This is a genomic window from Pseudomonas azerbaijanoccidentalis (assembly GCF_019145495.1).
In the GTDB taxonomy this organism is placed as follows: domain Bacteria; phylum Pseudomonadota; class Gammaproteobacteria; order Pseudomonadales; family Pseudomonadaceae; genus Aquipseudomonas; species Aquipseudomonas azerbaijanoccidentalis.
In genome coordinates, this window is sequence record NZ_JAHSTU010000010.1 from 83638 (window position 1) to 107817 (window position 24180).

At 60.2% G+C, this 24180-nt stretch carries 22 protein-coding genes and 1 pseudogene; 11 read left to right on the forward strand and 12 right to left on the reverse strand.

Annotated elements, in window-relative coordinates:
- Nucleotides 1-37 precede the first annotated feature (37 nt).
- From KVG88_RS26355 to KVG88_RS26365, 3 genes are all read right to left on the reverse strand, one after another.
- Nucleotides 38-205 carry a DUF2474 domain-containing protein gene (locus KVG88_RS26355; protein WP_150701528.1) on the reverse strand — a complete coding sequence of 56 codons (168 nt, stop codon included), beginning with the start codon at nucleotides 203-205 and terminating at the stop codon, nucleotides 38-40.
- 86 nt (nucleotides 206-291) lie between these two features.
- Nucleotides 292-1299 carry a cytochrome d ubiquinol oxidase subunit II gene (gene cydB, locus KVG88_RS26360; RefSeq protein ID WP_150701529.1) on the reverse strand — a complete coding sequence of 336 codons (1008 nt, stop codon included), beginning with the start codon at nucleotides 1297-1299 and terminating at the stop codon, nucleotides 292-294.
- A 3-nt stretch (nucleotides 1300-1302) separates the two neighbouring features.
- Entirely contained in the window at nucleotides 1303-2739 is a 1437-nt protein-coding gene (locus KVG88_RS26365) for a cytochrome ubiquinol oxidase subunit I (protein WP_150701530.1), read from the reverse strand.
- A 499-nt stretch (nucleotides 2740-3238) separates the two neighbouring features.
- On the opposite strand from KVG88_RS26365, the gene KVG88_RS26370 reads away from it, so the two are divergent.
- Nucleotides 3239-4477, forward strand: coding sequence for an MFS transporter (locus KVG88_RS26370; RefSeq protein WP_150701531.1), 1239 nt, complete (start codon nucleotides 3239-3241; stop codon nucleotides 4475-4477).
- Between the two features lie 4 nt (nucleotides 4478-4481).
- Here KVG88_RS26370 and KVG88_RS26375 read toward each other — a convergent pair whose 3' ends face one another.
- On the reverse strand, nucleotides 4482-5033 hold the full coding sequence (locus KVG88_RS26375) for a DJ-1 family glyoxalase III (protein ID WP_150701532.1): 552 nt from the start codon (nucleotides 5031-5033) through the stop codon (nucleotides 4482-4484).
- A gap of 84 nt (nucleotides 5034-5117) precedes the next feature.
- Nucleotides 5118-5561, reverse strand: a complete 444-nt coding sequence (locus KVG88_RS26380; RefSeq protein ID WP_150701533.1) for a DUF4879 domain-containing protein — start codon at nucleotides 5559-5561, stop codon at nucleotides 5118-5120.
- Nucleotides 5562-5785: 224 nt separating this feature from the next.
- Here KVG88_RS26380 and KVG88_RS26385 point away from each other — a divergent pair, with 224 nt between their 5' ends.
- Together KVG88_RS26385 and trmA are read left to right on the forward strand one after the other, a co-directional pair.
- On the forward strand, nucleotides 5786-7081 hold the full coding sequence (locus KVG88_RS26385) for an NCS2 family permease (RefSeq protein WP_034148194.1): 1296 nt from the start codon (nucleotides 5786-5788) through the stop codon (nucleotides 7079-7081).
- On the forward strand, nucleotides 7078-8157 hold the full coding sequence (gene trmA / locus KVG88_RS26390; RefSeq protein ID WP_150701535.1) for a tRNA (uridine(54)-C5)-methyltransferase TrmA: 1080 nt from the start codon (nucleotides 7078-7080) through the stop codon (nucleotides 8155-8157). The genes KVG88_RS26385 and trmA overlap by 4 nt, the downstream gene beginning before the upstream one ends.
- 60 nt (nucleotides 8158-8217) lie before the next feature.
- Here trmA and KVG88_RS26395 read toward each other — a convergent pair whose 3' ends face one another.
- Nucleotides 8218-8424 carry a tautomerase family protein gene (locus tag KVG88_RS26395; RefSeq protein WP_034148192.1) on the reverse strand — a complete coding sequence of 69 codons (207 nt, stop codon included), beginning with the start codon at nucleotides 8422-8424 and terminating at the stop codon, nucleotides 8218-8220.
- A gap of 119 nt (nucleotides 8425-8543) precedes the next feature.
- On the opposite strand from KVG88_RS26395, the gene KVG88_RS26400 reads away from it, so the two are divergent.
- The 3 genes from KVG88_RS26400 (at nucleotide 8544) to KVG88_RS26410 (ending at nucleotide 10963) form a co-directional block, all read left to right on the forward strand.
- The gene (locus tag KVG88_RS26400; protein ID WP_217873188.1) at nucleotides 8544-9455 is read left to right on the forward strand and encodes a LysR family transcriptional regulator; all 912 of its coding nucleotides are present in this window, start codon (nucleotides 8544-8546) and stop codon (nucleotides 9453-9455) included.
- A 207-nt stretch (nucleotides 9456-9662) separates the two neighbouring features.
- The gene (gene aroQ, locus KVG88_RS26405) at nucleotides 9663-10103 is read left to right on the forward strand and encodes a type II 3-dehydroquinate dehydratase (protein ID WP_150701537.1); all 441 of its coding nucleotides are present in this window, start codon (nucleotides 9663-9665) and stop codon (nucleotides 10101-10103) included.
- A gap of 5 nt (nucleotides 10104-10108) precedes the next feature.
- Nucleotides 10109-10963 carry a shikimate dehydrogenase gene (locus KVG88_RS26410; RefSeq protein ID WP_217873189.1) on the forward strand — a complete coding sequence of 285 codons (855 nt, stop codon included), beginning with the start codon at nucleotides 10109-10111 and terminating at the stop codon, nucleotides 10961-10963.
- Nucleotides 10964-11042: 79 nt separating this feature from the next.
- Here KVG88_RS26410 and KVG88_RS26415 read toward each other — a convergent pair whose 3' ends face one another.
- Nucleotides 11043-11720, reverse strand: coding sequence for a TetR/AcrR family transcriptional regulator (locus KVG88_RS26415; RefSeq protein ID WP_150701539.1), 678 nt, complete (start codon nucleotides 11718-11720; stop codon nucleotides 11043-11045).
- A 102-nt stretch (nucleotides 11721-11822) separates the two neighbouring features.
- The gene (gene quiC, locus KVG88_RS26420; protein WP_217873190.1) at nucleotides 11823-13724 is read right to left on the reverse strand and encodes a 3-dehydroshikimate dehydratase QuiC; all 1902 of its coding nucleotides are present in this window, start codon (nucleotides 13722-13724) and stop codon (nucleotides 11823-11825) included.
- A 381-nt stretch (nucleotides 13725-14105) separates the two neighbouring features.
- Here quiC and KVG88_RS26425 point away from each other — a divergent pair, with 381 nt between their 5' ends.
- A complete protein-coding gene (locus KVG88_RS26425) occupies nucleotides 14106-15443 on the forward strand; it encodes an MFS transporter (protein WP_217873191.1) in 1338 nt (445 codons plus the stop codon).
- 126 nt (nucleotides 15444-15569) lie between these two features.
- Here the strand turns inward: KVG88_RS26425 and KVG88_RS26430 are convergent, their stop codons facing one another.
- The 4 genes and pseudogenes from KVG88_RS26430 to KVG88_RS26445 form a co-directional block, all read right to left on the reverse strand.
- Nucleotides 15570-16448 carry a DMT family transporter gene (locus KVG88_RS26430; RefSeq protein WP_217873192.1) on the reverse strand — a complete coding sequence of 293 codons (879 nt, stop codon included), beginning with the start codon at nucleotides 16446-16448 and terminating at the stop codon, nucleotides 15570-15572.
- Nucleotides 16449-16555: 107 nt separating this feature from the next.
- On the reverse strand, nucleotides 16556-17371 hold the full coding sequence (locus KVG88_RS26435) for a sugar phosphate isomerase/epimerase family protein (RefSeq protein ID WP_217873193.1): 816 nt from the start codon (nucleotides 17369-17371) through the stop codon (nucleotides 16556-16558).
- A 2-nt stretch (nucleotides 17372-17373) separates the two neighbouring features.
- Nucleotides 17374-18428, reverse strand: a pseudogene (locus KVG88_RS26440) (Gfo/Idh/MocA family protein).
- A 163-nt stretch (nucleotides 18429-18591) separates the two neighbouring features.
- A complete protein-coding gene (locus tag KVG88_RS26445) occupies nucleotides 18592-19368 on the reverse strand; it encodes an IclR family transcriptional regulator (protein WP_150701546.1) in 777 nt (258 codons plus the stop codon).
- A 170-nt stretch (nucleotides 19369-19538) separates the two neighbouring features.
- Here KVG88_RS26445 and KVG88_RS26450 point away from each other — a divergent pair, with 170 nt between their 5' ends.
- The 4 genes from KVG88_RS26450 (at nucleotide 19539) to KVG88_RS26465 (ending at nucleotide 24164) form a co-directional block, all read left to right on the forward strand.
- On the forward strand, nucleotides 19539-21287 hold the full coding sequence (locus tag KVG88_RS26450; protein ID WP_217873194.1) for an FAD-dependent oxidoreductase: 1749 nt from the start codon (nucleotides 19539-19541) through the stop codon (nucleotides 21285-21287).
- Nucleotides 21271-22104, forward strand: a complete 834-nt coding sequence (locus KVG88_RS26455) for an aldo/keto reductase (RefSeq protein ID WP_150701548.1) — start codon at nucleotides 21271-21273, stop codon at nucleotides 22102-22104. Before KVG88_RS26450 ends, KVG88_RS26455 begins: the two co-directional genes overlap by 17 nt.
- A 212-nt stretch (nucleotides 22105-22316) precedes the next feature.
- Complete coding sequence (gene ypfJ, locus KVG88_RS26460) at nucleotides 22317-23207, forward strand: KPN_02809 family neutral zinc metallopeptidase (RefSeq protein ID WP_217873195.1); 891 nt, start codon at nucleotides 22317-22319, stop codon at nucleotides 23205-23207.
- On the forward strand, nucleotides 23208-24164 hold the full coding sequence (locus KVG88_RS26465) for an alpha/beta fold hydrolase (protein WP_150701550.1): 957 nt from the start codon (nucleotides 23208-23210) through the stop codon (nucleotides 24162-24164).
- Nucleotides 24165-24180 lie beyond the last annotated feature (16 nt).

A 24180-nucleotide genomic window follows, 5' to 3' on the forward strand; every position in this document is an offset into this window, starting at 1 on the left:
GTTATGAATCCGCGTCCGAAGACGACGGTATGGGATGTCAGTGAGTGGTCAGGCCGGCGGCGTTCATGAACATCCGCATCAGGCTGGCCACGATGAACAGTGCACCGACACTGCCAACCCAGATCAGGGCCAGCCAGCCAAGCCGCTGCCACAGCGGTTTTTTTTCGGCCTCTTTGATGTCGTGCAGGGAATGTTTGCCAGACATGACTCAATTCTCCGTCAAAGCTCGATGGCGTCTGTGAGGACGCCATCGCGAGCAGGCTCGCTCCCACAGGTTCGTGGTGTTGAGGCCTAGTGATAACCGTCTTCGTGGGTGACCTTGCCGCGGAACACGTAGTAGCTCCAGAAGGTGTAGCCCAGGATGAACGGGATGATGAACAGCGTGCCCACCAGCATGAAGCCCTGGCTCTGCGGTGGTGCGGCAGCGTCCCAGATCGAAATCGACGGCGGCACGATGTTCGGCCACAGGCTGATCCCCAGACCGCTGTAGCCGAGGAAGATCAACACCAGCGTCAGCAGGAACGGCGTGTAGTTGGCATTGCGCGCCACTGCGCGAATCAGACCGTACAGCGTCACCAGCACCAGAATCGGCACCGGCAGGAACCAGAACAGGTTCGGCAAGGTGAACCAGCGTGCGGCGATTTCCGCATGGGCCAGCGGAGTCCAGATACTGACGATACCGATCACCGCCAACAACACGAACGCCAGCGGTCGCGCCAGATCATGCATCTGTTCCTGCAACTTGCCTTCGGTCTTCATGATCAGCCAGGTGCAGCCGAGCAACGCATAAGCCACCACCAACGCGGCACCGCAGAACAGGGTGAACGGCGTCAGCCAGTCCAGTGAACCACCAGCGAACTGTCGGTTGACCACCGGTAAGCCATCGATGAACGCCCCCAAAGCAACGCCCTGGAAGAACGTTGCTGCAACCGAACCACCAATGAAGGCCTTGTCCCACAAGTGTCGCTTGTCGTCCTTGGCCTTGAAGCGGAACTCGAACGCCACGCCGCGAAAAATCAGCCCGATCAGCATGAAAATCAGCGGCAGGTACAGCGCCGAGAGCACCACCGAATACGCCAGCGGGAACGCGCCGAACAACGCCGCACCGCCCAATACCAGCCAGGTTTCGTTGCCGTCCCAGACCGGCGCCACGGTGTTCATCATCACGTCACGGTCGGTCTTGCCGGGAATGAACGGGAAGAGAATCCCGATCCCCAGATCGAAGCCGTCCATGACCACGTACATCATGATGCCGAAGATGATGATCACGGCCCAGATCAGCGGAAGATCAATACCCATGATTCAAATCTCCTTGGTCACGGTGTGGTCGGCATCGGTGTGCTCGTCGTCGGCGGCGGACAGCGGACGGGCCGGCGTACGTTTCTGGCCAGGGCCACCGTCGTTGGTTTCCTTGCCTTCGTCGATCTTCGGCCCTTTGCGCACCAGGCGCATCATGTAGCCAAGCCCTGCACCAAACAGCGCGAAATACACCACGACAAACAGGATCAGGGTGATGCTCATCTGCATGAAGCTATGGTTGGACGACGCATCCGCCGTGCGCATCAGGCCGTAGACCACCCACGGCTGGCGACCGATTTCAGTGGTGAACCAGCCAGCGAGAATTGCGATCAGGCCGGACGGCCCCATCCACAACGCCAGGTACAGGAACGGCCGCGAGGTATACAGCTTGTCGCGCTTGCGCAGCCACAGGCTCCACAAACCGGTGAAGATCATCAGGAAGCCCAGGCCCACCATGATCCGGAACGACCAGAACACGATGGTCGAATTCGGCCGGTCTTCGGGCGGGAACTCCTTGAGCGCCGGCACCTGTTTGTCCAGCGAGTGAGTCAGGATCAGGCTGCCCAGATAAGGGATCTCGACCGCAAACTTGGTGCGTTCTTCCTTCATGTCTGGCCAGCCGAACAGGATCAGCGGCGTCGCTTCGTCTCCTTTGTTTTCCCAGTGGCCTTCGATCGCGGCGATTTTCGCCGGCTGATGCTCAAGCGTGTTGAGGCCGTGGAAATCGCCGATGACCGCCTGGATTGGCGCCACGATCAGCGCCATCCACATCGCCATCGAGAGCATGGTGCGGATCGCCGGGTTGTCCTTGCCGCGCAGCAAATGCCAGGCCGCCGAGGAGCCGACGAAGAACGCCGTGGCAACAAACGCCGCCGTGGCCATGTGCATCAAGCGATAGGGGAACGAGGGGTTGAAGATTACGGCCAGCCAGTCGGTGGGAATCACCTGACCGTTGATGATTTCGAAGCCCTGCGGCGTTTGCATCCAGCTGTTGGAGGCAAGAATCCAGAACGTCGATATCAGCGTGCCGATGGCCACCATGACCGTGGCGAAGAAGTGCAGGCCGCGTCCGACCTTGTTCCAGCCGAACAGCATGACGCCCAGGAACCCGGCTTCGAGGAAGAATGCCGTGAGCACTTCGTACGTCAGCAACGGGCCGGTGACCGCCCCGGCGAAGTCCGAGAATCGGCTCCAGTTGGTGCCGAACTGATAGGCCATGACCAGCCCGGAAACCACCCCCATGCCGAAGTTGACGGCAAAGATCTTCGACCAGAAATGGTAGAGGTCGCGATAGGTGTCGTTATGGGTTTTGAGCCACAAACCCTCGAGTACCGCCAGGTAACTCGCCAGGCCGATGGTGATGGCCGGAAACAGGATGTGAAACGAGATGGTGAACGCGAACTGAATTCGGGCGAGATCAAGTGCCTCTAAACCGAACATAAGTCTTCCTCTGTCAGGTAGTACGGCTGCGGGCTGAAAGCCTGCACCCACGGCCCCCACGGATATGGAGTGTGGCGAATCTCTATTTGTTCTTTTTTTTCGCGCCTCACAACGCAGGGCGTCTGGCCAACTGGCCGCCGGATCAACTCCCTTGTGAGGGTTTTGATCTGGATCAAGCAACGTTGAAAGAGTAGTCCCAATTTCGGGGATGAACCGCGTGGTCTTTTGCCGCGTGACAAGTTGCCTCACGGATCCTCAAAGACCTGTAGCAGCTGCCGAAGGCTGCGTTCGGCTGCGCAGCAGTCGTGCTCTCATGCTGTTCGGGTAACCTGAGTCGCCTGGATTTGCGACTGCTTCGCAGCCGAACGCAGCCTTCGGCAACTGCTACAAGGGGTACGACTCTCGATCGGTATCTAGCTAACTAAATTTTTCGTCATGGCAACTTCCTGTTACAGGTTGGTGATAACCTCGCCCTTCACCTCCTCCAGATTTGCCGCAGATGCCCAGCCAAGAGCCCTTGCTGTTACGTCACCACCGTCCTTTCCTCGCGTTCTGGCTGGCACGGGTTTTTACCGCCAGCGGTTTTCAGATGCTCACCGTGGCCATTGGCTGGAATCTCTACCAATTGACCGGCAACGTGCTCGATCTGGGCCTGGTCGGGTTGGTGGAGTTCGCGCCGCGTGTGCTGTTCATGCTGCACACCGGGCATGTCGCCGACCGCTATGACCGCCGCAAAGTCGCGGCCATCTGCCAGTCCCTGCAAGCGCTGATCGCCCTGTCACTGGCGATTGGCAGCGCGACAGACCATGTCACCCGCGAGATGATCTTCATCCTTGCCTTCCTGCTCGGTGCCGCCCGTTCCTTCGAGATGCCGACCACCCAGGCGTTGCTTCCGAGCATCGTGCCCAGCGCCCTGTTTCCAAGGGCGGTCGCCGCCGCGCAGTCGGCGCAGCAGTCGGCAACCATCGTCGCCCCGGCGCTCGGCGGTTTGCTCTATGCGTTTGGCAGCGTGTGGGTCTACGGCCCGACGGTGGTCCTGTACATCATCGCCTGTGGGTTGATGCTCAATTTGCCCGCCCGGCAAACGCCGCTGAACAAGGGCAAAGCCACACTGGATTCGCTGCTCGCGGGGATCCGCTTCATTCGCAGTCGTCCGGATATTCTCGGGGCAATTTCCTTGGATCTGTTCGCGGTGTTGCTGGGCGGCGCAACGGCGCTGCTGCCGGTGTTCGCCAAGGACATTCTGCTGACCGGCCCGTGGGGACTCGGCCTGCTGCGCTCGGCGCCGGCGGTGGGCGCGCTGCTGATGTCGCTGTTCCTCGCGCGGTTTGCCGTGGAGCGCAATGTCGGGCGAGTGATGTTCACTGCCGTGGGCGTGTTTGGCGTGGCGACCATTGCCTTCGGCCTGTCGACCTCATTCTGGTTCTCGCTGGCGGTGCTGGTGGTACTGGGCGCGGCCGACATGATCAGCATGGTGATCCGCGCCTCGTTCGTGCAACTGGAAACCCCCGACGAAATGCGCGGCCGGGTGAGCGCGGTGAATGGCCTGTTCATCGGCGCTTCAAACCAGTTGGGCGAATTCGAATCCGGCCTGACCGCCCATTGGTTCGGCACCGTGCCGGCGGTGGTCATGGGGGGTATCGGTACGCTGGTGGTGACCGGGACCTGGATCAAACTGTTCCCGACCCTGGCTAATCGCGACCGCATGCATGTACCCGCAGAAGAAACGAAGGTCTGATCAGCTAAACCAATAACTCCGCGGCCACCGTCACCCGTGTGGCTTTACCGCAAAGTTGCTCCACCAGGGTCAGGGCGAACGCCAATGCTGCACCTGAACCCTGGGCGGTGACGCAGTTGCCATCGACCACCACCGGTTGATCGACAAAGTTACAGCCCGACAGCTGATGACTGGCCGAAGGCAGGCAAGTCATGCGCCGTTGGCGCAGGACACCAAAGGCTTGCAGCGCGACGGCAGGCGCTTCGGCGATACCCGCGAACAACCGACCGGCCGCGGCCTGGTCTTTGATCAGCTGTTGCAACGGTTGATGGGCGGCCAGGTGCTGCGTCCCAACGGCGCCTCCCGGCAGAACGATCAGGTCAAAGGGTTGGGCCAGTAAGTCCACCAGCATGGCGTCAGAGGTCAGGCGTGTACCACGGGCACAGGTGAGCATGCGTCGACCTTCGATGCTGGCCACCACCACTTCAACCTTGGCACGGCGCAGGACATCGATCAGGGTCACGGTTTGCAAGTCGTCAGTGCCCTCGGCGAGGGTAATCAAAGCTCGAAAGGTCATGGGAACAATCCACAGGAGAGTTCTTCAAGCGTAGTCAGCTTTCCTGACGCTTGTTCGAGCACACGTCGTTACCTGATGTAAACGCTACTTGATGTAAAGCTGCGTCGACATCGTGTTGCCCGGCGCGTTGATGGACGTGTTGCTGAAGGTGAAGGTGCCTTCCTGCTTGCCGGCCAGATTGAAGATGTACACATAGCCGACGGTCTTTTCCCCGGGGCCGCAGGTTGTCAGGTTGCCATTTTTGAACGCGCAAACCGGCGTGCGGGTGCCATTGACGTCGAAACCGTCCAGACCGACATGGGGTTCACGGCCATAACCCACTTCCAGGACATAAATGGTGATGTTCGGGCCGCTGTGATTACAACGGGTCTGCGCTTGGCCCTCGGCGATGTCTTCAACGCCACAGGAAGGCGAGGCGACCTTGAGCACTTTCAACTGCGTCAACGGCGCCGCCGTAGCAGCCACCGCGGTTTGCGCCCCGAACAACGCCATCAACACGGCGAAAATGCCCATCAGATGCTTTTTCATACAAGACCTGTCCACCGCAAAAAACCAGCGCGCAGTATGGCCGGTTTGAACAAAACGCAAAACATCGACGACGATCACCGCCATAAGCAGCCATAACCGTAAGCGGCTGGTATGATGCGCGGCTTTTTCCGGCCCACAGTAATTTCCCAGGCGCGTTCAGCGGTCTGTGCTTTGCTGTTGAGGTCGATACATTCACGGCGCCGGGCGCGCCACGGGGAGCAGACATGCTGGAAAGGCTGTTTCAACTCAAGGCACACAACACCAACGTGCGGACCGAGATTCTGGCGGGCGTCACGACTTTCTTGGCCATGGCCTACATTCTGTTCGTCAACCCGAGCATCCTCGGCGAGACCGGCATGGACAAGGGTGCGGTGTTCGTCGCCACCTGCCTGGCAGCCGCTATCGGCTCCACGGTCATGGGCCTGATCGCCAACTACCCGATCGCGCTCGCGCCGGGCATGGGCCTGAACGCCTTCTTCACCTACACCGTGGTCTTGCACATGGGCCACACCTGGCAAGTGGCGCTGGGGGCGGTGTTCATCTCGGCGGTGTGCTTCTTCCTGCTGTCGATCTTCCGCATCCGTGAATGGATCATCAACAGCATCCCGCTGCCGCTGCGCTCGGCGATTGCTGCCGGTATCGGCCTGTTCCTGGCGCTGATCGCCCTGCACAACGCCGGCATCGTGGTCAGCAACCCGGCGACCATGGTCGGTCTCGGTGACCTGAAACAACCGGCGCCGATCCTCGCGACCCTCGGTTTTGCCCTGATCGTTGCCCTTGAAGCGCTCGCTGTACGCGGTGCGGTGCTGATCGGCATTCTGGTGGTGACCATCGCTTCCATCGCTCTGGGCTTCACCCCGTTCGGCGGCGTGATGTCGATGCCACCATCGCTGGCCCCGACCTTCCTGCAACTGGACATCAAGGGCGCGCTGGACATCGGTCTGGTCAGCGTGATCTTTGCCTTCCTGTTCGTCGACCTGTTCGACAACTCCGGCACCCTGATCGGCGTTGCCAAGCGTGCCGGACTGATGGGCAAGGACGGTCATATGCCGAAAATGGGCCGCGCCCTGATCGCCGACAGTACGGCGGCAATGGCCGGCTCCCTGCTGGGCACCTCGACCACCACCAGTTATATCGAATCCGCCGCCGGCGTGAGTGCCGGGGGCCGCACCGGCCTGACCGCCGTTGTCGTCGCGTTCCTGTTCCTGCTGGCGCTGTTCTTCTCGCCACTGGCCGCCAGCGTTCCGGCCTTCGCCACCGCACCGGCACTGCTGTTCGTCGCCGTGCTGATGACATCCGGCCTCGCCGAAATAGACTGGGACGACATTACCGTCGCCGCGCCGGTGGTGATCACCGCGCTGGCCATGCCGTTCACCTACTCCATCGCCAATGGCATCGCCTTCGGTTTCATTGCCTGGACCGCCATCAAACTGATGTCCGGTCGCGGCCGTGAGCTGAACCCGGCGCTGGTGATCCTGTCGATTCTGTTCGTGATCAAGCTGGGTTGGTTCAACGCATGACTTTTGATTCCCAGGCCTACGCCGTTCAGCTCGAAGACAAGGTCACGCGTTTGCGTGACCTGCTGGCCCCGTTCGATGCACCGGAGCCGGCCGTTTTCGATTCGCCACTGAAAAACTTCCGCCTGCGTGCCGAATTCCGCCTGTGGCGCGAAGCCGGCGAGCGTCACTACGCGATGTTTTCCCAGGAAGACAAACGCACGCCGATCCTGATCGAAGAGTTCCCGATCGCCAGCCTGCGCATCAATGAACTGATGCCCAAGCTCAAGGCCGCGTGGCAAGCCAGTGCGCCCCTGAGCCACAAGCTGTTCCAGGTAGAGTTCCTGACCACCCTGGCGGGCGATGCGATGATCACCCTGTGCTACCACCGTCCGCTGGACGAGCACTGGCACGCAGCGGCGTCGAAACTGGCGGCGGATCTGAACGTCAGCATCATCGGCCGTTCTAAAGGCAAGCGCGAAGTCATCGGTCACGATTACGTGGTCGAGAAGCTGGAGGTCGGCGGCCGCACCTTCAGCTATCGCCAGCCTGAAGGCGCCTTCACCCAGCCCAACGGCACGGTGAACCAGAAGATGCTCAACTGGGCGTACGACGCGCTCGGTGATCGCAGCGACGACCTGCTGGAGCTATATTGCGGCAACGGCAACTTCACCCTGCCGCTCGCCACCCGCGTGCGTAAAGTGCTGGCCACCGAAATCAGCAAGACCTCGGTCAACGCAGCCTTGAGCAACCTCAGCGAAAACGCCGTGGGTAACGTCACCCTGGTGCGTTTGTCCGCCGAAGAGCTGACCGAAGCCCTCAACGAAGTGCGGCCGTTCCGTCGCCTGCACGGCATCGACCTCAAGAGCTACGAATTCGGCAGCGTCTTCGTCGATCCGCCGCGCGCCGGCATGGACCCGGACACCTGCGAGCTGACCCGCCGCTTCGACAATATCCTGTACATCTCCTGCAACCCGGAAACCCTGGCGGCCAACATCGCCCAATTGCACGACACCCACCGCATTACCCAATGCGCGATGTTCGACCAGTTCCCGTGGACCCATCACATGGAATCCGGGGTTTTGCTGACCCGGCGGTGAGCGCTCATGCCGTAAACAAAAAAACCGTCTTGATGACGGTTTTTTTGTTTTCAATGCCAATCAACCCGGCTGGTTTTTTCGGAACTCAGTCGTGGTAATGCCCTTGTATCCCCAGTTATCGGTGTCGATTTCTTCGATCACGATATGGGTCAGCTCTGGCGGCTTGCCGAGCACGCGTTGCAGGGTCTCGGTGATTTCGGCGATGACTTGGGCTTTCTGCTCCCGGGTAACGCCGTCACGGGTGATGCGTACGCTGACGAAAGGCATGTTGCTTCTCCTGCTCGCTGGTTGAGAAAGGTTACATACGTTGAAGCGACTGTATCTGTGCGCGGACATTTGAGAAATACTGACCCGAACACTTCATTTGATCCTCGGTGTAATCAATCATGCAACGACAATTCGACGATCTTCAACTGGGCAGCATCGAGCTGTTTTGCCTGGCCGCCGAGGCTGGCAGTTTCACGGCGGCGGCATTGGTAGCGGGCGTCACGCCGGCGGCGGTGAGCCGTTCGGTGTCGCGCATGGAGGAGCGTCTGGGCGTGCGGCTGTTTGCGCGCACCACGCGCAGCGTCAAGCTGACCGACAGCGGTCGGCGCTATTACGAAGAATGCCGCCAGGCGTTGGCGCAACTGGTCGAAGCCCAGCGCGAGGTCATGGGCCAGCAGCAGGTGCCGTCGGGGACGCTGCGCATCAGCATCCCCACCACCTACGCCCACCATCGCATCCTGCCGCTGCTGCCGGCCTTTCGCGCGCGGTTCCCGGATGTGAAGGTCGAGTCGCACATCAGCAATCGCAACATTGATTTCGTGGGTGAAGGTTATGACCTGGTCATTCGCGTGCGCGCCATTCCGGATTCCGGCCTGATCGCCCGGCCGCTGGAGGACGCCGAACTGGTGATGATCGCCAGCCCCGATTACCTCAAGCGTGCTGGCACACCGCAAACCCTCGACGACTTGCCACAACACGAATGCATTCAGTACGAACTGCCCAGCAGCGGCAGGCGCATTGCGTGGTTGTTCAATGACAACGGCGTGCAGCGCGAGATTCTGGCCGAGGGCAACTTCGTGTGTTCCGACGATGTGCTGGGTGGCGTGACTCTGGCCAAACATGGCGCCGGTCTATTCCAGACCTATCGCTTCATCGTCGAAAAAGAACTGGCCGAGGGTTCGTTGGTGCAAGTGCTCAAGCCTTATGGCGGGCGTTCACGGCCGTTTACGTTGTTGTATCCGCAGAGTCGGCATATGCCTCTGCGATTGCGGGCGTTCATTGATTTTTTGGTTGAGCATTTGCCTCGTTAAAAGATCGCAGCCTGCGGCAGCTCCTACAGGGGAACGCGTTTCAAATGTAGGCGCTGCCGCAGGCTGCGATCTCTTTTCTGTCCGATCACCGCACACAAAACGCCCACGAACCGGCTCTTCAATTGACCAAAGTAACCATCTAGTACAATTTATCTCCACAGGCCGAAACCTACGGCCATGCTAAAAATAATAAGTGGAGATACTTTGATGACCCCCATCATTCTGGTGCTCAACGGCCCGAATCTGAACCTGCTCGGCACCCGCGAACCGGCCACCTACGGCCATGAAACCCTGGCGGATATTTCGGCGTTGTGTGGCCGCGCCGCCGAAGAGTTCGGCTTGGCGGTGGAATTTCGCCAGACCAACCATGAAGGCGAATTGCTCGACTGGATTCACGCCGCCCGGGGTCGTTGCGCCGGGATCGTGATCAACCCGGCCGCCTGGACTCACACGTCGGTCGCGATCCGCGACGCTCTGGTCGCCAGCGAGCTGCCGGTGATCGAAGTTCACCTGTCCAACGTCCACGCCCGTGAAGCGTTCCGTCACCATTCCTTTGTGTCAGCCATTGCCACCGCGGTGATGGCCGGTTTCGGCAGCCATGGCTATCGCCTGGCGCTTGAGCACTTCAGCCAACGTCTGAAAGGGTGAGCATTGTGAGCCAGAACCCAGCGGTATTGGCCGGACTGATCGGCGCCGGCATCCAGGCTTCCCGCACCCCGGCATTGCACGAGCATGAAGGCGATGCCCAGGGCTTGCGTTACCTCTATCGCCTGATCGACCTCGATCAGTTACAACTCGACAGCACTGCCCTGCCCGACCTGTTAATGGCCGCCGAGCGCATGAACTTCACCGGGTTGAACATCACCTTCCCGTGCAAGCAGGCGATCATCCCGCTGCTCGACGAATTGTCGCCAGAAGCCCGTGGCATCGGTGCGGTAAACACCGTAGTCCTCAAGGACGGCAAGCGTATCGGCCATAACACCGATTGCCTGGGTTTTGCCGAAGGTTTTCGCCGGGGCCTCAATGGCGTTGCCGTTCAGCGCGTCGTGCAGATGGGTGCCGGCGGTGCCGGTGCAGCGGTGGCCCACGCGTTGTTGAGTGAAGGCGTTCAACAACTGAGCATATTCGACGTAGAACTCAGCCGCGCCCAGAGCCTGGCCGACAACCTCAACCAACATTTCGGCAGCGCTCGTGCAGTGGCCGGGCATGATCTGGCGCTGACCCTGGCCGAGGCTGACGGTCTGGTGAACACCACGCCGATGGGCATGAAAAAACTGCCCGGCATGCCGGTGCCGGTCGAATTGCTTCGGGCTGAACTGTGGGTGGCGGAGATTGTGTATTTCCCGCTGGAAACCGAACTGCTTCGCAACGCCCGCGCGCTGGGCTGCCGAACGCTGGATGGCGGTAACATGGCGGTGTTTCAGGCGGTGAAGGCGTTTGAACTGTTCAGCGGCATAGCGCCGGATGCCCAGCGAATGCTGGCGCATTTTCAAAGCTTGAATGGTTGAAAAGCAAAAGATCGCAGCCTGCGGCAGCTCCTACGGATCAATGCGATCCCGTAGGAGCTGCCGCAGGCTGCGATCTTTTTCAGGCCTGCAAGTAACGCAATACCGACTCGCAAATCATCTCCCGATGACGCTGCTTGATGCTTTCATCCGGCAGATCAATCTGAAAAATCTCACCAAACGTGTGGCGGTTCGAGACGCGGTAGAAGCAGAACGAACTGATCAACAAATGCACATCCAACGGATCAAGTCCGCGACGGAACACCCCCTGCTCGGCGCCACGACGCAGAATCTCGCCCAGTGAATCGAGGATGGTGTTGTTCATCGCCTTGATCGCATCGGAGCGCTTCACATACTCGGCGTTGTGAATGTTCTCGATGCTGACAATACGCACGAAATCGACGTTGCGATCATGGTGGTCGAAGGTGAATTCCACCAGTCGCCGAATCGCCTCCACCGGTTCCAGTTCCGCCAGGTGCAGGCGGTTTTCCGTGTTGCGGATGTCGCCGTAGAGCTTTTCCAGAACCTCGACGTAGAGCTGTTCCTTACTGCCGAAGTAGTAATAGATCATGCGCTTGGAGGTATGGATGCGCTCGGCGATCGCATCGACGCGGGCGCCGGAAAGCCCCTGCTGAACGAACTCGACAATCGCTTCCTGAAGGATGTTCTCGCGGGTTTTTTCCGGGTTGTTCTTGCGACTCTTGCGCGGCTCGGCCGTTGGTGGCTCGGGCGCTACGGAGAGTTCTGAAGTTATTGTCATTGCGGGCTCACGGCCATCACTGCACAGGCTGGCGATTATGAGCCGCGCCGCACGGTGAAGGAAGCCGTGCGGCTGCGGTTTGTCGGCGTGTTTACGATTTTCCTACAACTTTGCCTGACGTACGGCACCGCTTCGGGATTTGGCCATGGCCGCCAACCGCACCGCCACGTTGGCCGCGCCGTAACCGGCATAGCCGTTCTTGCGCTGAATGATCTCGAAAAAGAACCGCCCCTCGAACGGCTCGGTGTACACGTGAAACAGTTCGCCGCCCTGGGGATCACGGTCGTACAGCACGTTGTAGTAGGCCAGCTCACTGAGGAACTCGTCGTCGAAATCGAAACGTGCCGCCAGGTCATCGTAATAGTTGAGCGGGATATCCAGCAGCGGCACGCCCGCCTCTTTGGCGCGGCTGACCTGGGCAAAGATGTCGTCGCAATCAAACGCGATGTGATGCACACCGGAGCCGCGATAACTCGACAGCGCATGTGAGATCGCGGTGTTGCGGTTCTCGGAAATGTTCAGCGGCAAGCGGATCGAACTGTCGCGGCTGCGCAATGCGCGGCTCTTTACCAGGCCGTAAGGATCCGGCAGCACCACTTCATCATCTGCCTCGAAATCAAGCAGGCTCTTGTAGAACAGCACCCAACTGTCGAGGCTGTCGGCCGGCAAGGCCATGGCCATGTGGTCGATACGCTTGAGGCCGCCGCTGACCGGCGCATCCGCCAGCAGATTGAAGTCGGTGCCGTAGACGTCGGCCTCCTGGTCCACCAAGTAAATCAGGCTGCCATCCGGCGCGCGCACGGCGGCGAGTTCCAGTTCGTTCGGGCCGACAAGCCCGCGATAGGGCTGGCCTTTGTAAGCCACGGCCCGGGCCAGTGCACTGGCGCTGTCCTTGACCCGCACGGCGGTGGCGCACAACGACGGACCGTGCGCCTCGAAGAAACTGTGAGCGAACGAATACGGTTCAGAGTTGAGGATCAAATTGATATCGCCCTGGCGCAGCAAGCTGACGCTCTTGGAGCGATGCTGGCCCGCCTTGACGAAGCCCAGGCGCTCCAGCCAATGGGAAAGCTTGGCACCGAGGCTTTCGTCAACGGCGAACTCAAGAAACTCGATACCGTTGTATTCGCTGGCCTTCGGCGTCTCGAACAGAATCTCGGTATTGGCGACGGATTTCGCTTCCTGGGCCAGACGCTCGCGGGTCTTCTCTTCGAGATACAGCAACGAGCGCAAACCGTCAGCGGCGTTGGCCCGTGGCGGTGCGGCACGGAACCCGTCGTTGAAGATTTCCAGCGACAGCGGCCCGGTGTAGCCGCTCTTGATGATCGGCGCGAGGAAGCCCGGCAGATCGAACTCACCCTGACCGGGGAAGCAGCGGAAATGCCGGCTCCACTCCAGCACGTCCATGGCCAGGATCGGTGCGTCGGCCATTTGCACGAAGAAAATCTTGTCGCCGGGAATCTCGGCAATCGCGCTCGGGTCGCCCTTGAGCGACAGCGTATGGAAGCTGTCGAGCAACACGCCGAGGTTTGGATGATCCGCCTGACGAACAATGTTCCACACCTGTTGCCAGGTGTTCACATGCCGGCCCCAGGCCAGCGCTTCGTAACCGATACGCAGGCCACGGGCGCCGGCGTGTTCGGCCAGCAACCGCAAATCATCGACTAAAATCTGTTCATCACCCACGGAATCGACCGAGGCGTTACTGCACACCAGCACCAGATCCGTGCCCAGCTCCTGCATCAGGTCGAACTTGCGTTCGGCCCGCTCCAGATTGCGCGACAGGCGGTCGCGGCGGCAGCCTTCGAAGTCGCGGAACGGTTGAAACAGGGTGATGGCGATCCCGAGATCGGCGCACATCTGTTTAATTTCCCGCGGGCTACCGTCGTAGTAGAGAAGGTCGTTCTCGAAAATCTCGACACCGTCAAAACCGGCAGCGGCAATGGCTTCGAGTTTTTCCGGCAGGGTACCGCTCAAGGAAACGGTGGCAATGGAACGCTGCATGTTTCGACTCCCGGTGGTGGAGGCAATCTTGTTAGGGACATCGCACGCTGGCTCTGTGCAGGAGCTGTCGAAGGCTGCGATCTTTTGATTTCGTTTTTCAAGATCAAAAGATCGCAGCCTTCGGCAGCTCCTACGGAGAATGCGTTTAGCTTTGAGTGAATTATTGGCCGTGGAATTCCACACAGCAATTTAAAGTGTACTACCCGGTTAGTTTTGCGTGCGATTATCGAACACAATGGCCTTTCGCGAATTGACGATTTTTTGCTCACTGCGCAACATCGTCATCACATTGCGTCCTGCCAAGAACCACCGGTCGTAGTGATTAACAACTGTTCGACGACCCAGAACACCACATAACAAATTCAAAAACGGGTGGTACACATGATTCCTTCCCAAAGCTCTCGCATGGCTCCGGCCGTGAGTGTCACCGCCGGCGGTATCGGCGACAAAATCCGCGGCGCCATGGCCGTCGGCAAGACCCGTTGGGGCATGCTGGCGCTGGTGTTCTTCGCAACCACTTTGAACTACATCGACCGCGCCGCCCTTGGCGTCATGCAGCCCATCCTTGCCAAGGAAATGAGCTGGACGGCGATGGATTACGCCAACATCAACTTCTGGTTCCAGGTCGGTTACGCCATCGGCTTCGTGCTGCAAGGCCGTTTGATTGACCGGGTCGGCGTCAAGCGCGTGTTCTTCTGCGCCGTGCTGCTCTGGAGCCTGGCAACCGGTGCCCACGGTCTGGCCACTTCGGCGGTCGGTTTTATGGTTTGCCGATTCATCCTCGGCCTGACCGAAGCCGCCAACTACCCGGCCTGCGTGAAAACCACGCGTCTGTGGTTCCCGGCGGGTGAGCGTGCGGTGGCGACCGGCATTTTCAACGCCGGCACCAACGTCGGTGCGATGTTCACCCCAATGCTGCTGCCATTGATCCTGCACGTCTGGGGCTGGCAAGCCGCGTTCCTGTGCATGTCGGCACTGGGCGGTATCTGGCTGTTATTCTGGGGCCTGAAGTATTTCAACCCGGAAGATCACCCGAGCGTTAAACAGTCGGAACTGGACTACATCCAGAACGAAGTCGAACCGGAACAAACCCGCGTACCGTTCTCGAAAATCCTGCGCATGCGTGGCACCTGGGCCTTCGCCCTCGCCTACTCGATCACCGCGCCGGTGTTCTGGTTCTACCTGTACTGGCTGCCGCCGTTCCTCAATCAGCAATACAACCTGGGCATCAACGTGACCCAGATGGGCATTCCGCTGATCATCATCTACCTCACCGCCGACTTCGGCAGTGTTGGCGGCGGCATCCTCTCCTCGTTCCTGATCGGCCGCGGCGTGAATCCGATCAAGGCGCGGTTGATGTCCATGTTCCTGTTCGCCTGCTGCATCATCGGCGTGATCATGGCGGCCGGTTCCAGCAATCTGTGGGTCGCGGTGGCCGCCATCTCCCTGGCTATCGGCGCGCACCAGGCCTGGACCGCCAACATCTGGAGCCTGGTGATGGACTACACGCCCAAGCACATGATGAGCACGGTGTTCGGTTTCGGCGGCATGTGTGCGGCGATTGGCGGGATGTTCATGACCCAACTGGTCGGCCACATCCTGACCGTCACCAACAACAACTACACCGTGCTGTTCACCCTGATTCCGGCGATGTACTTCATCGCACTGATCTGGATGTACTTCATGGCACCGCGCAAGATCCCGACCGTCACCGACTAAACCTCGGCGCATTAACTCTGTGGGAGCCAGCCTGCTGGCGATAGCGAACTGTCATTCAACATTGATGTTGCCTGACCTACCGCCATCGCCAGCAGGCTGGCTCCCACAGTTGTTTTCGGTGACCTTCTATTTACGGCTTTGCTGCCACGCGGCCGCCAAGCCGCTGCAGCAGATCACGGCAATGCCGATCACCGTGGTCAGCGTCGGCGTGTGGGAGAACAGCAGCCAGCCCAACAGGCCGGCAAAGATGATCTGGCAATAGCTGAACGGTGCCAGTAATGCCGGTGCAGCGAGGCGGAAAGCCTGGGTCAAAAACAGGTGCGCCGTCATCCCGCAGGCGCCCAGCGCCAGCATCATCGCGCCGTGCGCAACGCTCGGGGTTTGCCAGAAGAACGGCACCATGGCACTCATCACCAACGTGTTGCACAACCCCGCAAAGAAGTTGCTGGTGGTCGGGCTGTCGATCTCGGCGAGCTTGCGCGTGAGTAATTGGTAGAAACAGAAAAACAGTGCCGAGCAGAAGGGCAACAACACCGCCGGGGTAAACAAATCACCGCCGGGGTGAACGATGATCAGCACGCCGACAAAACCGCAAATCACCGCCAGCCATTGCCCGCGTGTAACCCGCTCGCCCAGTAACGGCACCGACAGTGCCGTCACCAGCACCGGTGCCAGGAAGTTCACCGAGGTGGCCTCAGCCAGCGGGATGTACATCAACCCGGTGGTGAAAAACAAACTGGTGCCCAGCAGGCACAGTGCGCGAATCAATTGCAGCAGCGGTCGCTTCGTGCGTAAAACCCGCAGCCCGGATTGCGGCAGAAAAATCCCGGCCATCAGCAACGTGTGCACCACGTACCGCGCCCAGACCACCATGACGATCGGATAGAACCCGGAGAGGTATTTGGAGAAGGCGTCGTGACTGGAAAACAGGAAGGTTGCGACAATGATCAGCAAGATCCCCTTGAAGGGCTGATTGACGCCGGAAAGCGGGGTGCTGACGGTCATTGGGTTTCCTTACTTAAAGTCAAAAACATCACCGGCCAGCCACGCTCCGCCAAGTCAGCCTAGAACCTGAGGGAGCGGGCTTGCCCGCGATAGGTGCGCAGCCCCGCTTACATCCGCGCCAACAATTCACGGGTTTTATCCAACGCCATCTGTGCCCGGTCCAGTCCGCTCACACCCTGCTCCAGCAACTGCACCGTGGGAATTTCCAGGCTCAATGGAATGTTAGCCGGCAAACAGCGCAACAACCCTGGCAGGTCACAATCGCCATCACCTGGAAAACGTCGCTCGTTACGCGCCTGACGCAAAATCTCGGCCATGTCCGCCGGTCGCGGTCCGGCAACGTCGCACAACTGGGCATACCGTAACCGTGAAGGGGCAACGCTGGCCAGATCTTCCAGGCGTGAACCGGAACGATCGAAGTGAAATGCGTCCACCAACACCGCACCATTTTCGCGCCCGGCGTTCTCGACGATACGCACCGCTTGTTGCAGATCACGCGCATCGGTCCAGGGCATGAACTCCAGATGCGGATGCAATCCGTAAGGTGCCGCCAGATCACATAGCCGGGCGAAATTTTCCGTTAGCCGTTGCTCGTCGGAATCGTTACCGGCCACCAGCAACTCACTGGCACCGAATTCGGCGCCGACCGCCAGAATTTTCTCGAAGCTGGCCACATCGGTCTCCGGTTTCAAACGCAGGATTTCAACATCCAGCACACGGATGCCCGTATCCCGCAGGCGCGCCAGGGTCTGACGGCGTAAATCGGCATCGGTCACCAAGGCAAAATGATGTTCCTCCGCTGTCGCCGGCACCAGCCGCAAACCGACATGGCTGTAACCGGCCCGCGCAGCGACCTCGACCATCTCTGGCGGAGACAGCTCCAGCACGGTCAGACTGGCGAGGGAAAAGATTCGTTCGCTCATGTTCAATCCTCAATCAACGACGGTGCGCAGGCACGGCCGGTTTCGGCGGCTTCGCGAATGGCTTCGATCAGCGCCAGCGTTCGGGCAGCATCGGCAGCACTCACCAGCGGCTCGACCTCTCGACGCGCAACGCACACGAAATGCTGCAACTGCAAACGCAGGGCTTCATCGGCGCTGAATGTTTCCTCCGTCGTCTGCAACGGTTGATGCCAGCCGCCATCGACCTCGTTGTAGTGCCAGCGTTTGAGTTGCGGGATGCTCAGCGCCCCACCGGTTCCGGCCAGCAAATAACACGGCTGATCGGCCTGACGCGGATACACGGGGTTCTCCCCCGAATCCAGCTCCCAACTCCAGGGCGCCGCCACCGCATCGGAGCCGGTCAGGCTGCCCAGTGCGCCGTTATCGAATTGCAGCAACACCGCTGCACAATCCTCGTTGGCAAACCCGCGCACGGCGTTGTTGGTAATGGCCTGGACCTGGCGCACTTCACCGCACAAATGCCGTAGCAAATCGAGGTCGTGGATCAGGTTGGTCAACAACATGCCGGCACCCGGTTCACGGCGCCAGGCGGTTTCGAAGTAACTGTCGGGTTTGCGCAACTGCCAGAGCGCCGTCACTGTCGTCAGCCGACCGAGGGCGCCATTGCGGACGAGTTCGTGAGCCCGGGCAATCAGCGGATTGTGGCGCCGATGATGACCGACCAGCACCGGTACGCCGCTCGCCTTCGAAGCCGCCACCAATGCTTTGGCCTCATCGAGGTGCACGCCCACCGGTTTTTCCAACAGCACCGGGACGCCGACCGCCAGGCAATCGAGCGCGGTGCTGACGTGCAAGGTGTTCGGGTTGGCAACGATGACCGCATCCGGCTTCGCCTGCTCCAGCATCTGATGGTGATCAGCGAAATACCCTACCCCCATTCGGCGGCGAGCGCGGCCGCTTGCGATCCGGGGTCGGCCACCGCACAGAGGGTCGCTTCAGTCAGGGTTTTCAGATGCTGGTAATGCTGCTGGCCCATGTTGCCGGCGCCAATCAGCGCGATTCGAAGGGGTGAATTCAAAATGCGGTCCTCTTGTGGTTCTTGTTGGAAGAATGACTTCCATTAATTTAGAACCGAGTTCCACAATCTTACATGGACCGAGATTGAAAGTGTTCGAATAGCGCACAGCTTTAAAAACTGTGGGTGCGAGCAGGCTCGCTCCTACAGGGAATCTACGCAGGCCTCAGACAAACAACTCCGACGCCAGGCTCGCTGCGCCCAACTCTGCGGTAAACGCCAGCAGCAGTGGCGCCAACTCATGCAGTCGCGCCCCCGGCATCCGCGCACTGGGCCCGGCGATGCTGAGCACGCCGATTACCCGCCCATCCCCCGGATGACGCACCACCGCCGCAATCGCCGAGGTGCCCACCGCCGAACTTTCTTCGACACAGGCATAACCCTGCTCCCGCGCCATGCGCAAACGCTCAAGCAATTCAATGTTGGAACGTGGTGCATTCGGCCCTACGTGTTCCGGGACCTCCGCAGCCTGGCGCTCGATCAGCGACAAGGCTTCAGCATCGCTCATGCACGCCAGCCAGGCATGGCCCGACGCGGTGTAGAACAGCGGGGCGTCACGCCCCATGTCCGGGTCGTAACGCAGGCCGGCGCGGGCGCCCTGGGACTTGGCGATCCAGGTTTGTCGCTCGCCCTCGATGACGCCCAAACGGACCAACTCACCGGTTTCCTGAGCCAACCGATCAAGCACCGGTTGCACGATATCGGCGCCACTGCTCGACAAATATCGGAAGCCCATCGCCACTAGTTTGGTCGACAAGTGATAGCGCAAATTCTCCGGATTCTGCCGCACATACCCCAGCCGGATCAGCTCGGCGAGCAAACGGTGGGTTGCGCTTTTGGGGATATCCAGCTGCTCCGCCAACGTCTGCATCGGCAAGCCGCGCGGGTCGCTGGTGAGGCTTTCGAGCACACTGAAAACACGTTCGATCTGACTGCCGGCCATGGGGGTATCCACGCAAAATTTTGTCGATTCTAGAAGACAAGTGAGGGAATGCGAAATCTGGAACCGCATGTCCGATAACCGCCCGCTTTAGCCAATGTTCACTTGCCCGCTCAGGACAGCATCTTATATTTTCTGGAATCAAATTCCAAAACAACACCGGAGTCCCTACCATGCCTGCCGATTCGCACTTGCTTCCAGACGTCGACTGCGATGTGTTGATCGTCGGCTCAGGTGCGGCCGGACTGTCCGCTGCCGTGACCGCCGCCTGGCATGGGCTGAAGGTGATTGTGGTGGAGAAGGACCCGGTGTTCGGCGGCGCCACGGCCTGGTCCGGTGGCTGGGCCTGGGTACCGTGCAATCCTTTGGCGCGACGTGCCGGCATCGTCGAAGACATCGAGCAACCGCGCACCTATTTGAAACACGAATTGGGTGAGCAGTACGATCCAGCGATGATTGATGCGTTTCTCCAAGCCGCGCCGCACATGGTCGCGTTCTTTGAACAATACACCTCGCTGCAGTTTGCCGACGGCAACGCGATTGCCGACATTCATGGCGATACGCCGGGCGCAGGCACTGGCGGGCGCTCGGTGATCGCCGCCCCGTACGACGCAAGAAACGTCGGCAAACTGCTCAAGCGTTTACGCAAAACCATGCGGGAAACGTCCTTCATGGGCATGCCGATCATGGCCGGCGCAGACCTCACCGCGTTCCTCAACCTGACTCGTTCGCTGCCCGCAGCCTGGCACGTCACCCGGCGTTTCAGCCGCCACTTGCTCGACCTCGCCGTGCACGGCCGCGCCATGCAACTGGTCAATGGTGTGGCCTTGGTGGCGCGGCTGGCCAAGTCTGCCGAGGACCTCGGTGTATTGCTTTGGGAGTCGGCCCCGGTGACGCAATTGCTGCACGAAAACCATCAAGTGCGCGGCGCGGTGATCAGCACCCGCAAAGGCTCGGTACGCATCCATGCGCGTAAGGCTGTGGTGCTGGCGGCGGGTGGTTTCGCCAATGATATCGAACGGCGCAAAGCGTTGTTTCCGCGCACGCCAACGGGGCATGAGCATCTGGCCTTACCGCCGCTCGGCGTGGATGGCGATGGTCTGCGCCTGGGCGAAAGCGTTGGCGCGAACGTACAGGCCGACCTGGCCTCGGCCGTGGCCTGGGCACCGGTTTCGCAGGTGCAACACAGCGACGGCAGCGTTGGCCATTTCCCCCACATCATCGAGCGCGGCAAACCCGGGATCATTGGCGTATTGAGCAACGGCCAGCGCTTCGTCAACGAAGCCAACGGCTACTACGACTACGTCACGGCCATGGTCGCCGCCGCGCCGCAAGGCGAAGAGGTCGCCTCTTGGCTGATCTGCAACCATCGCTTTCAACGGCGTTATGGCCTGGGTATGTCACGGCCGTTTCCTGTGCCGCTGTCATCCTTTATCCGCAGCGGCTATCTGAAAACCGGAAACACCCTTGAAGAATTGGCGTCGGTCTGCGGCATCGACTCGACCGGATTGCGCACCACCGTGTCGAACTACAACCTTCATGCTCGCAACGGCGAAGATCCGCAGTTCGGTCGGGGCGCAACGCCTTACAACCGTAAACAAGGCGATGCGTTGCAGCAGCCCAACCCGTGTGTTGCACCGATTGAACAGGGTCCGTTTTACGCCGTGAAGGTCCAGCCCGGCTGCTTCGGCACGTTCGCCGGGCTCAAGGTCAACCCGCATGCCCAGGTCCTGGACGGCGACGGTCAAGCCATTGCCGGGCTGTATGCCGCGGGAGGTGACATGGCCAGCATCATGGGTGGCCACTACCCCGCTGGCGGTATCAACATCGGCCCGGCGCTGACCTTCGGCTACATCGCCGCACGCCACATCGCCGGCGTCACTGCTTATGAAAAGGAGATCGACCATGCAGCACATCGTTAATCCGCAGGGTTTGAACATGCCGAAGCTCGGCCTCGGTACCTGGCCGATGCTCGGTGAGGAATGCACCCGCGCCGTAGAACAAGCCCTGGCGCTCGGCTATCGACACATCGACACGGCAGCGGGCTACAACAACGAGGACGCCGTCGGGCAAGCGTTGGTGAACAATCCGACACCACGCGAGCAGATCCACATCACCACCAAAGTCTGGTGGGACCAACTGCAACCCGATGCGATGCGCCTTTCCATGGACCGCAGCCTCAAAGCCTTGCGTTCGGATTACGTCGACCTGTTCCTGCTCCACTGGCCCAGCACCGATTGGGACCTGCCGCGCACGATTGAAACGTTGGTGTCGTTCAAGGAACAAGGCCTGGCACGCAACATCGGCGTGGCGAATTTTCCTCTGCCGCTGTTGCGCAAAGTCGTCGAAGAGCTGGGTGCACCGCTGTCAGCCATTCAGGTTGAATACCACGTTCTGCTCGGACAAAACGCCCTGCTCGATTACGCCCGCCAACACGACTTGGCGTTAACAGCCTATACGCCGCTGGCGAGGAACAAAGTGTCGGCGGTCCCGCAGATCCAGCAGATCGCTGCGAAACACGGGGTTTTGCCCACTCAGGTCGCGCTCAAATGGTTGCTTGATCAACCGAACGTGGCAGCGATTCCCAAGGCCAGCAGCGAGGCTAATCAACTGGCCAATCTCGCTGCACTCAATGTGGAACTGGATGACCAGGATCGCGCCTTGATCGCCAGCCTGTCCAAACGCGAGCGCCAGGTCAGCCCGGACTTCGCGCCGGCGTGGGATCCGTTCGACGCCTAACCCGCGGGACCGGCGATCGCCCTCTGGAGAAAAACCCGTCGTCTGACGGAATTCGAAGGGTTATCCGCGTTCAATACAAGCCTGAATCGTTCTCGGCAGCCGCCATGGATTGCCGGGAACAGCCGCGTGCGTGTCAAAAGACGGACGACCGGACTGGCGCCCCTCCCACTTGGCAGCAACACTCATCGCACAGACAACCAGAGGATTCCCACATGCTATGGAAAAAAGGCCGACGCAGCGACAACGTCGTCGATGCCCGTGGTGATGATGTCGGCGGCAGTGGCGGCGGGATGCGCTTTGGCGGCGGCAAAGGTCTGAGCCTGACAGCGATCCTATTGATCGTCGGGATCGGCTGGATCACCGGCCAGGACCCGATGCAAATCCTCGGGCAATTGACCGGTCAGATGGACCAATCCGCACCGGCCACAACGCAGACCCGCAAGGCGCCACCGGCCAATGATGAAGGCGCCGAATTCGTCCGCTCGATCCTTGGCGACACCGAAGACACCTGGCGGCAGATTTTCCAGCAGGGCGGCCGGCAGTACAAAGATCCGACGCTGGTGCTGTTCAGCAATCGGGTGAACTCGGCCTGCGGCATGGCGACATCGGCGACCGGTCCGTTCTATTGCCCGGCCGACCAGAAGGTCTACCTGGACATGGCGTTTTTCCAGGAGATGTCCCAACGTTTTTCCGCCGCGGGCGACTTCGCCCAGGCCTACGTGATCGCGCACGAAGTCGGACATCACGTGCAGACCTTGCTCGGTGTTTCCGCGAAAATTCAGACAGCCCGCCAGCAAGGCCGGCAGATGGAAGGCGACGGCGGCTTGCTGGTGCGCCAGGAACTTCAAGCGGATTGCCTGGCCGGGGTCTGGGCCAACAGTGCGCAGCAACGGTTGAACTGGCTGGAGCCGGGCGACATCGAAGAAGCGTTGAACGCTGCCAATGCCATCGGCGACGATCGCTTGCAGCAACAGGGTCAGGGCCGCGTAGTGCCGGACTCGTTTACCCATGGTACGTCAGCGCAACGGGTGCGCTGGTTCAAAACCGGATTCGCCCAGGGCCAGGTTGGCCAGTGCGATACCTTTGCGGCGAAAAATCTGTAAATGAAGAAGTGGTTGTTGGTTTTGCTGTTCACTTGCGTCACGTCCCAGGCTGCCGAGCATGGGGTCAAAGAACTCAGCCCCGGGCGCCTGTTGTTGAAGTCGGGTGAAATTGCCGTGGGCATCAGCCCTGCTCCGGCAAAAATCGAGCGCGTGTTGATCATCGTTCATGGTCGCTTGCGCAATGCGCAAACCTACCTGCAAAGCGGTGTACACGCGGCCGAGCTGGCCGGACAAAGCGCAACGACCCTGGTGATCGCGCCGCAGTTTCTCAATGAAACCGATGTCGCCGTGCATCCGGTGGCGGACACCGTTCTGCGCTGGCAAGGCAATGAGTGGATGGCGGGCGGCGAATCCACCGCACCATTTCGCCTGAGTTCCTACGAGGCGCTGGACGAAATCATCGCCCGAGTGGGCGATCGTCAGCAGTTTCCCGATGTGAAGCAAATCGTCATCGCCGGCCACTCCGGTGGCGCTCAGGTGGTTCAACGCTACGCATTGCTCGGTCACGACCAACCGGCTTTGGATGCCGCCGGCGTGCAACTGCGCTATGTGATTGCCAACCCGTCTTCCTATGCGTATTTCGATGAACGCCGGCCTGTGGCGTTCAACCACGCGGCCTGTCCGAACTTCAACCGCTGGAAGTATGGGCTGACCGACTTACCCGCCTACGCTGAAGGACAAACCGCTGCGCAATTGCAGGAAAAGTACCTCAAGCGTGAAGTCGTTTATCTGTTGGGGCAGCAGGACATCGACCCGAATCATCCGGCGCTGGATAAAAGTTGTGAGGCCAAGGCCCAGGGGCCGTATCGACTGGCGCGGGGGCGTTTTTACTTCGATTACCTGAAGCGCCTGAAACCGCAAGGGTTGAAGCAGCAGCTGATTGAAGTGCCCGGGGTTGGGCATAACGGCGATGGGATGTTTACCTCGCCGGAAGGGCAGAAGGCGTTGTTTCAGTAACCGCAAAAAGATCGCA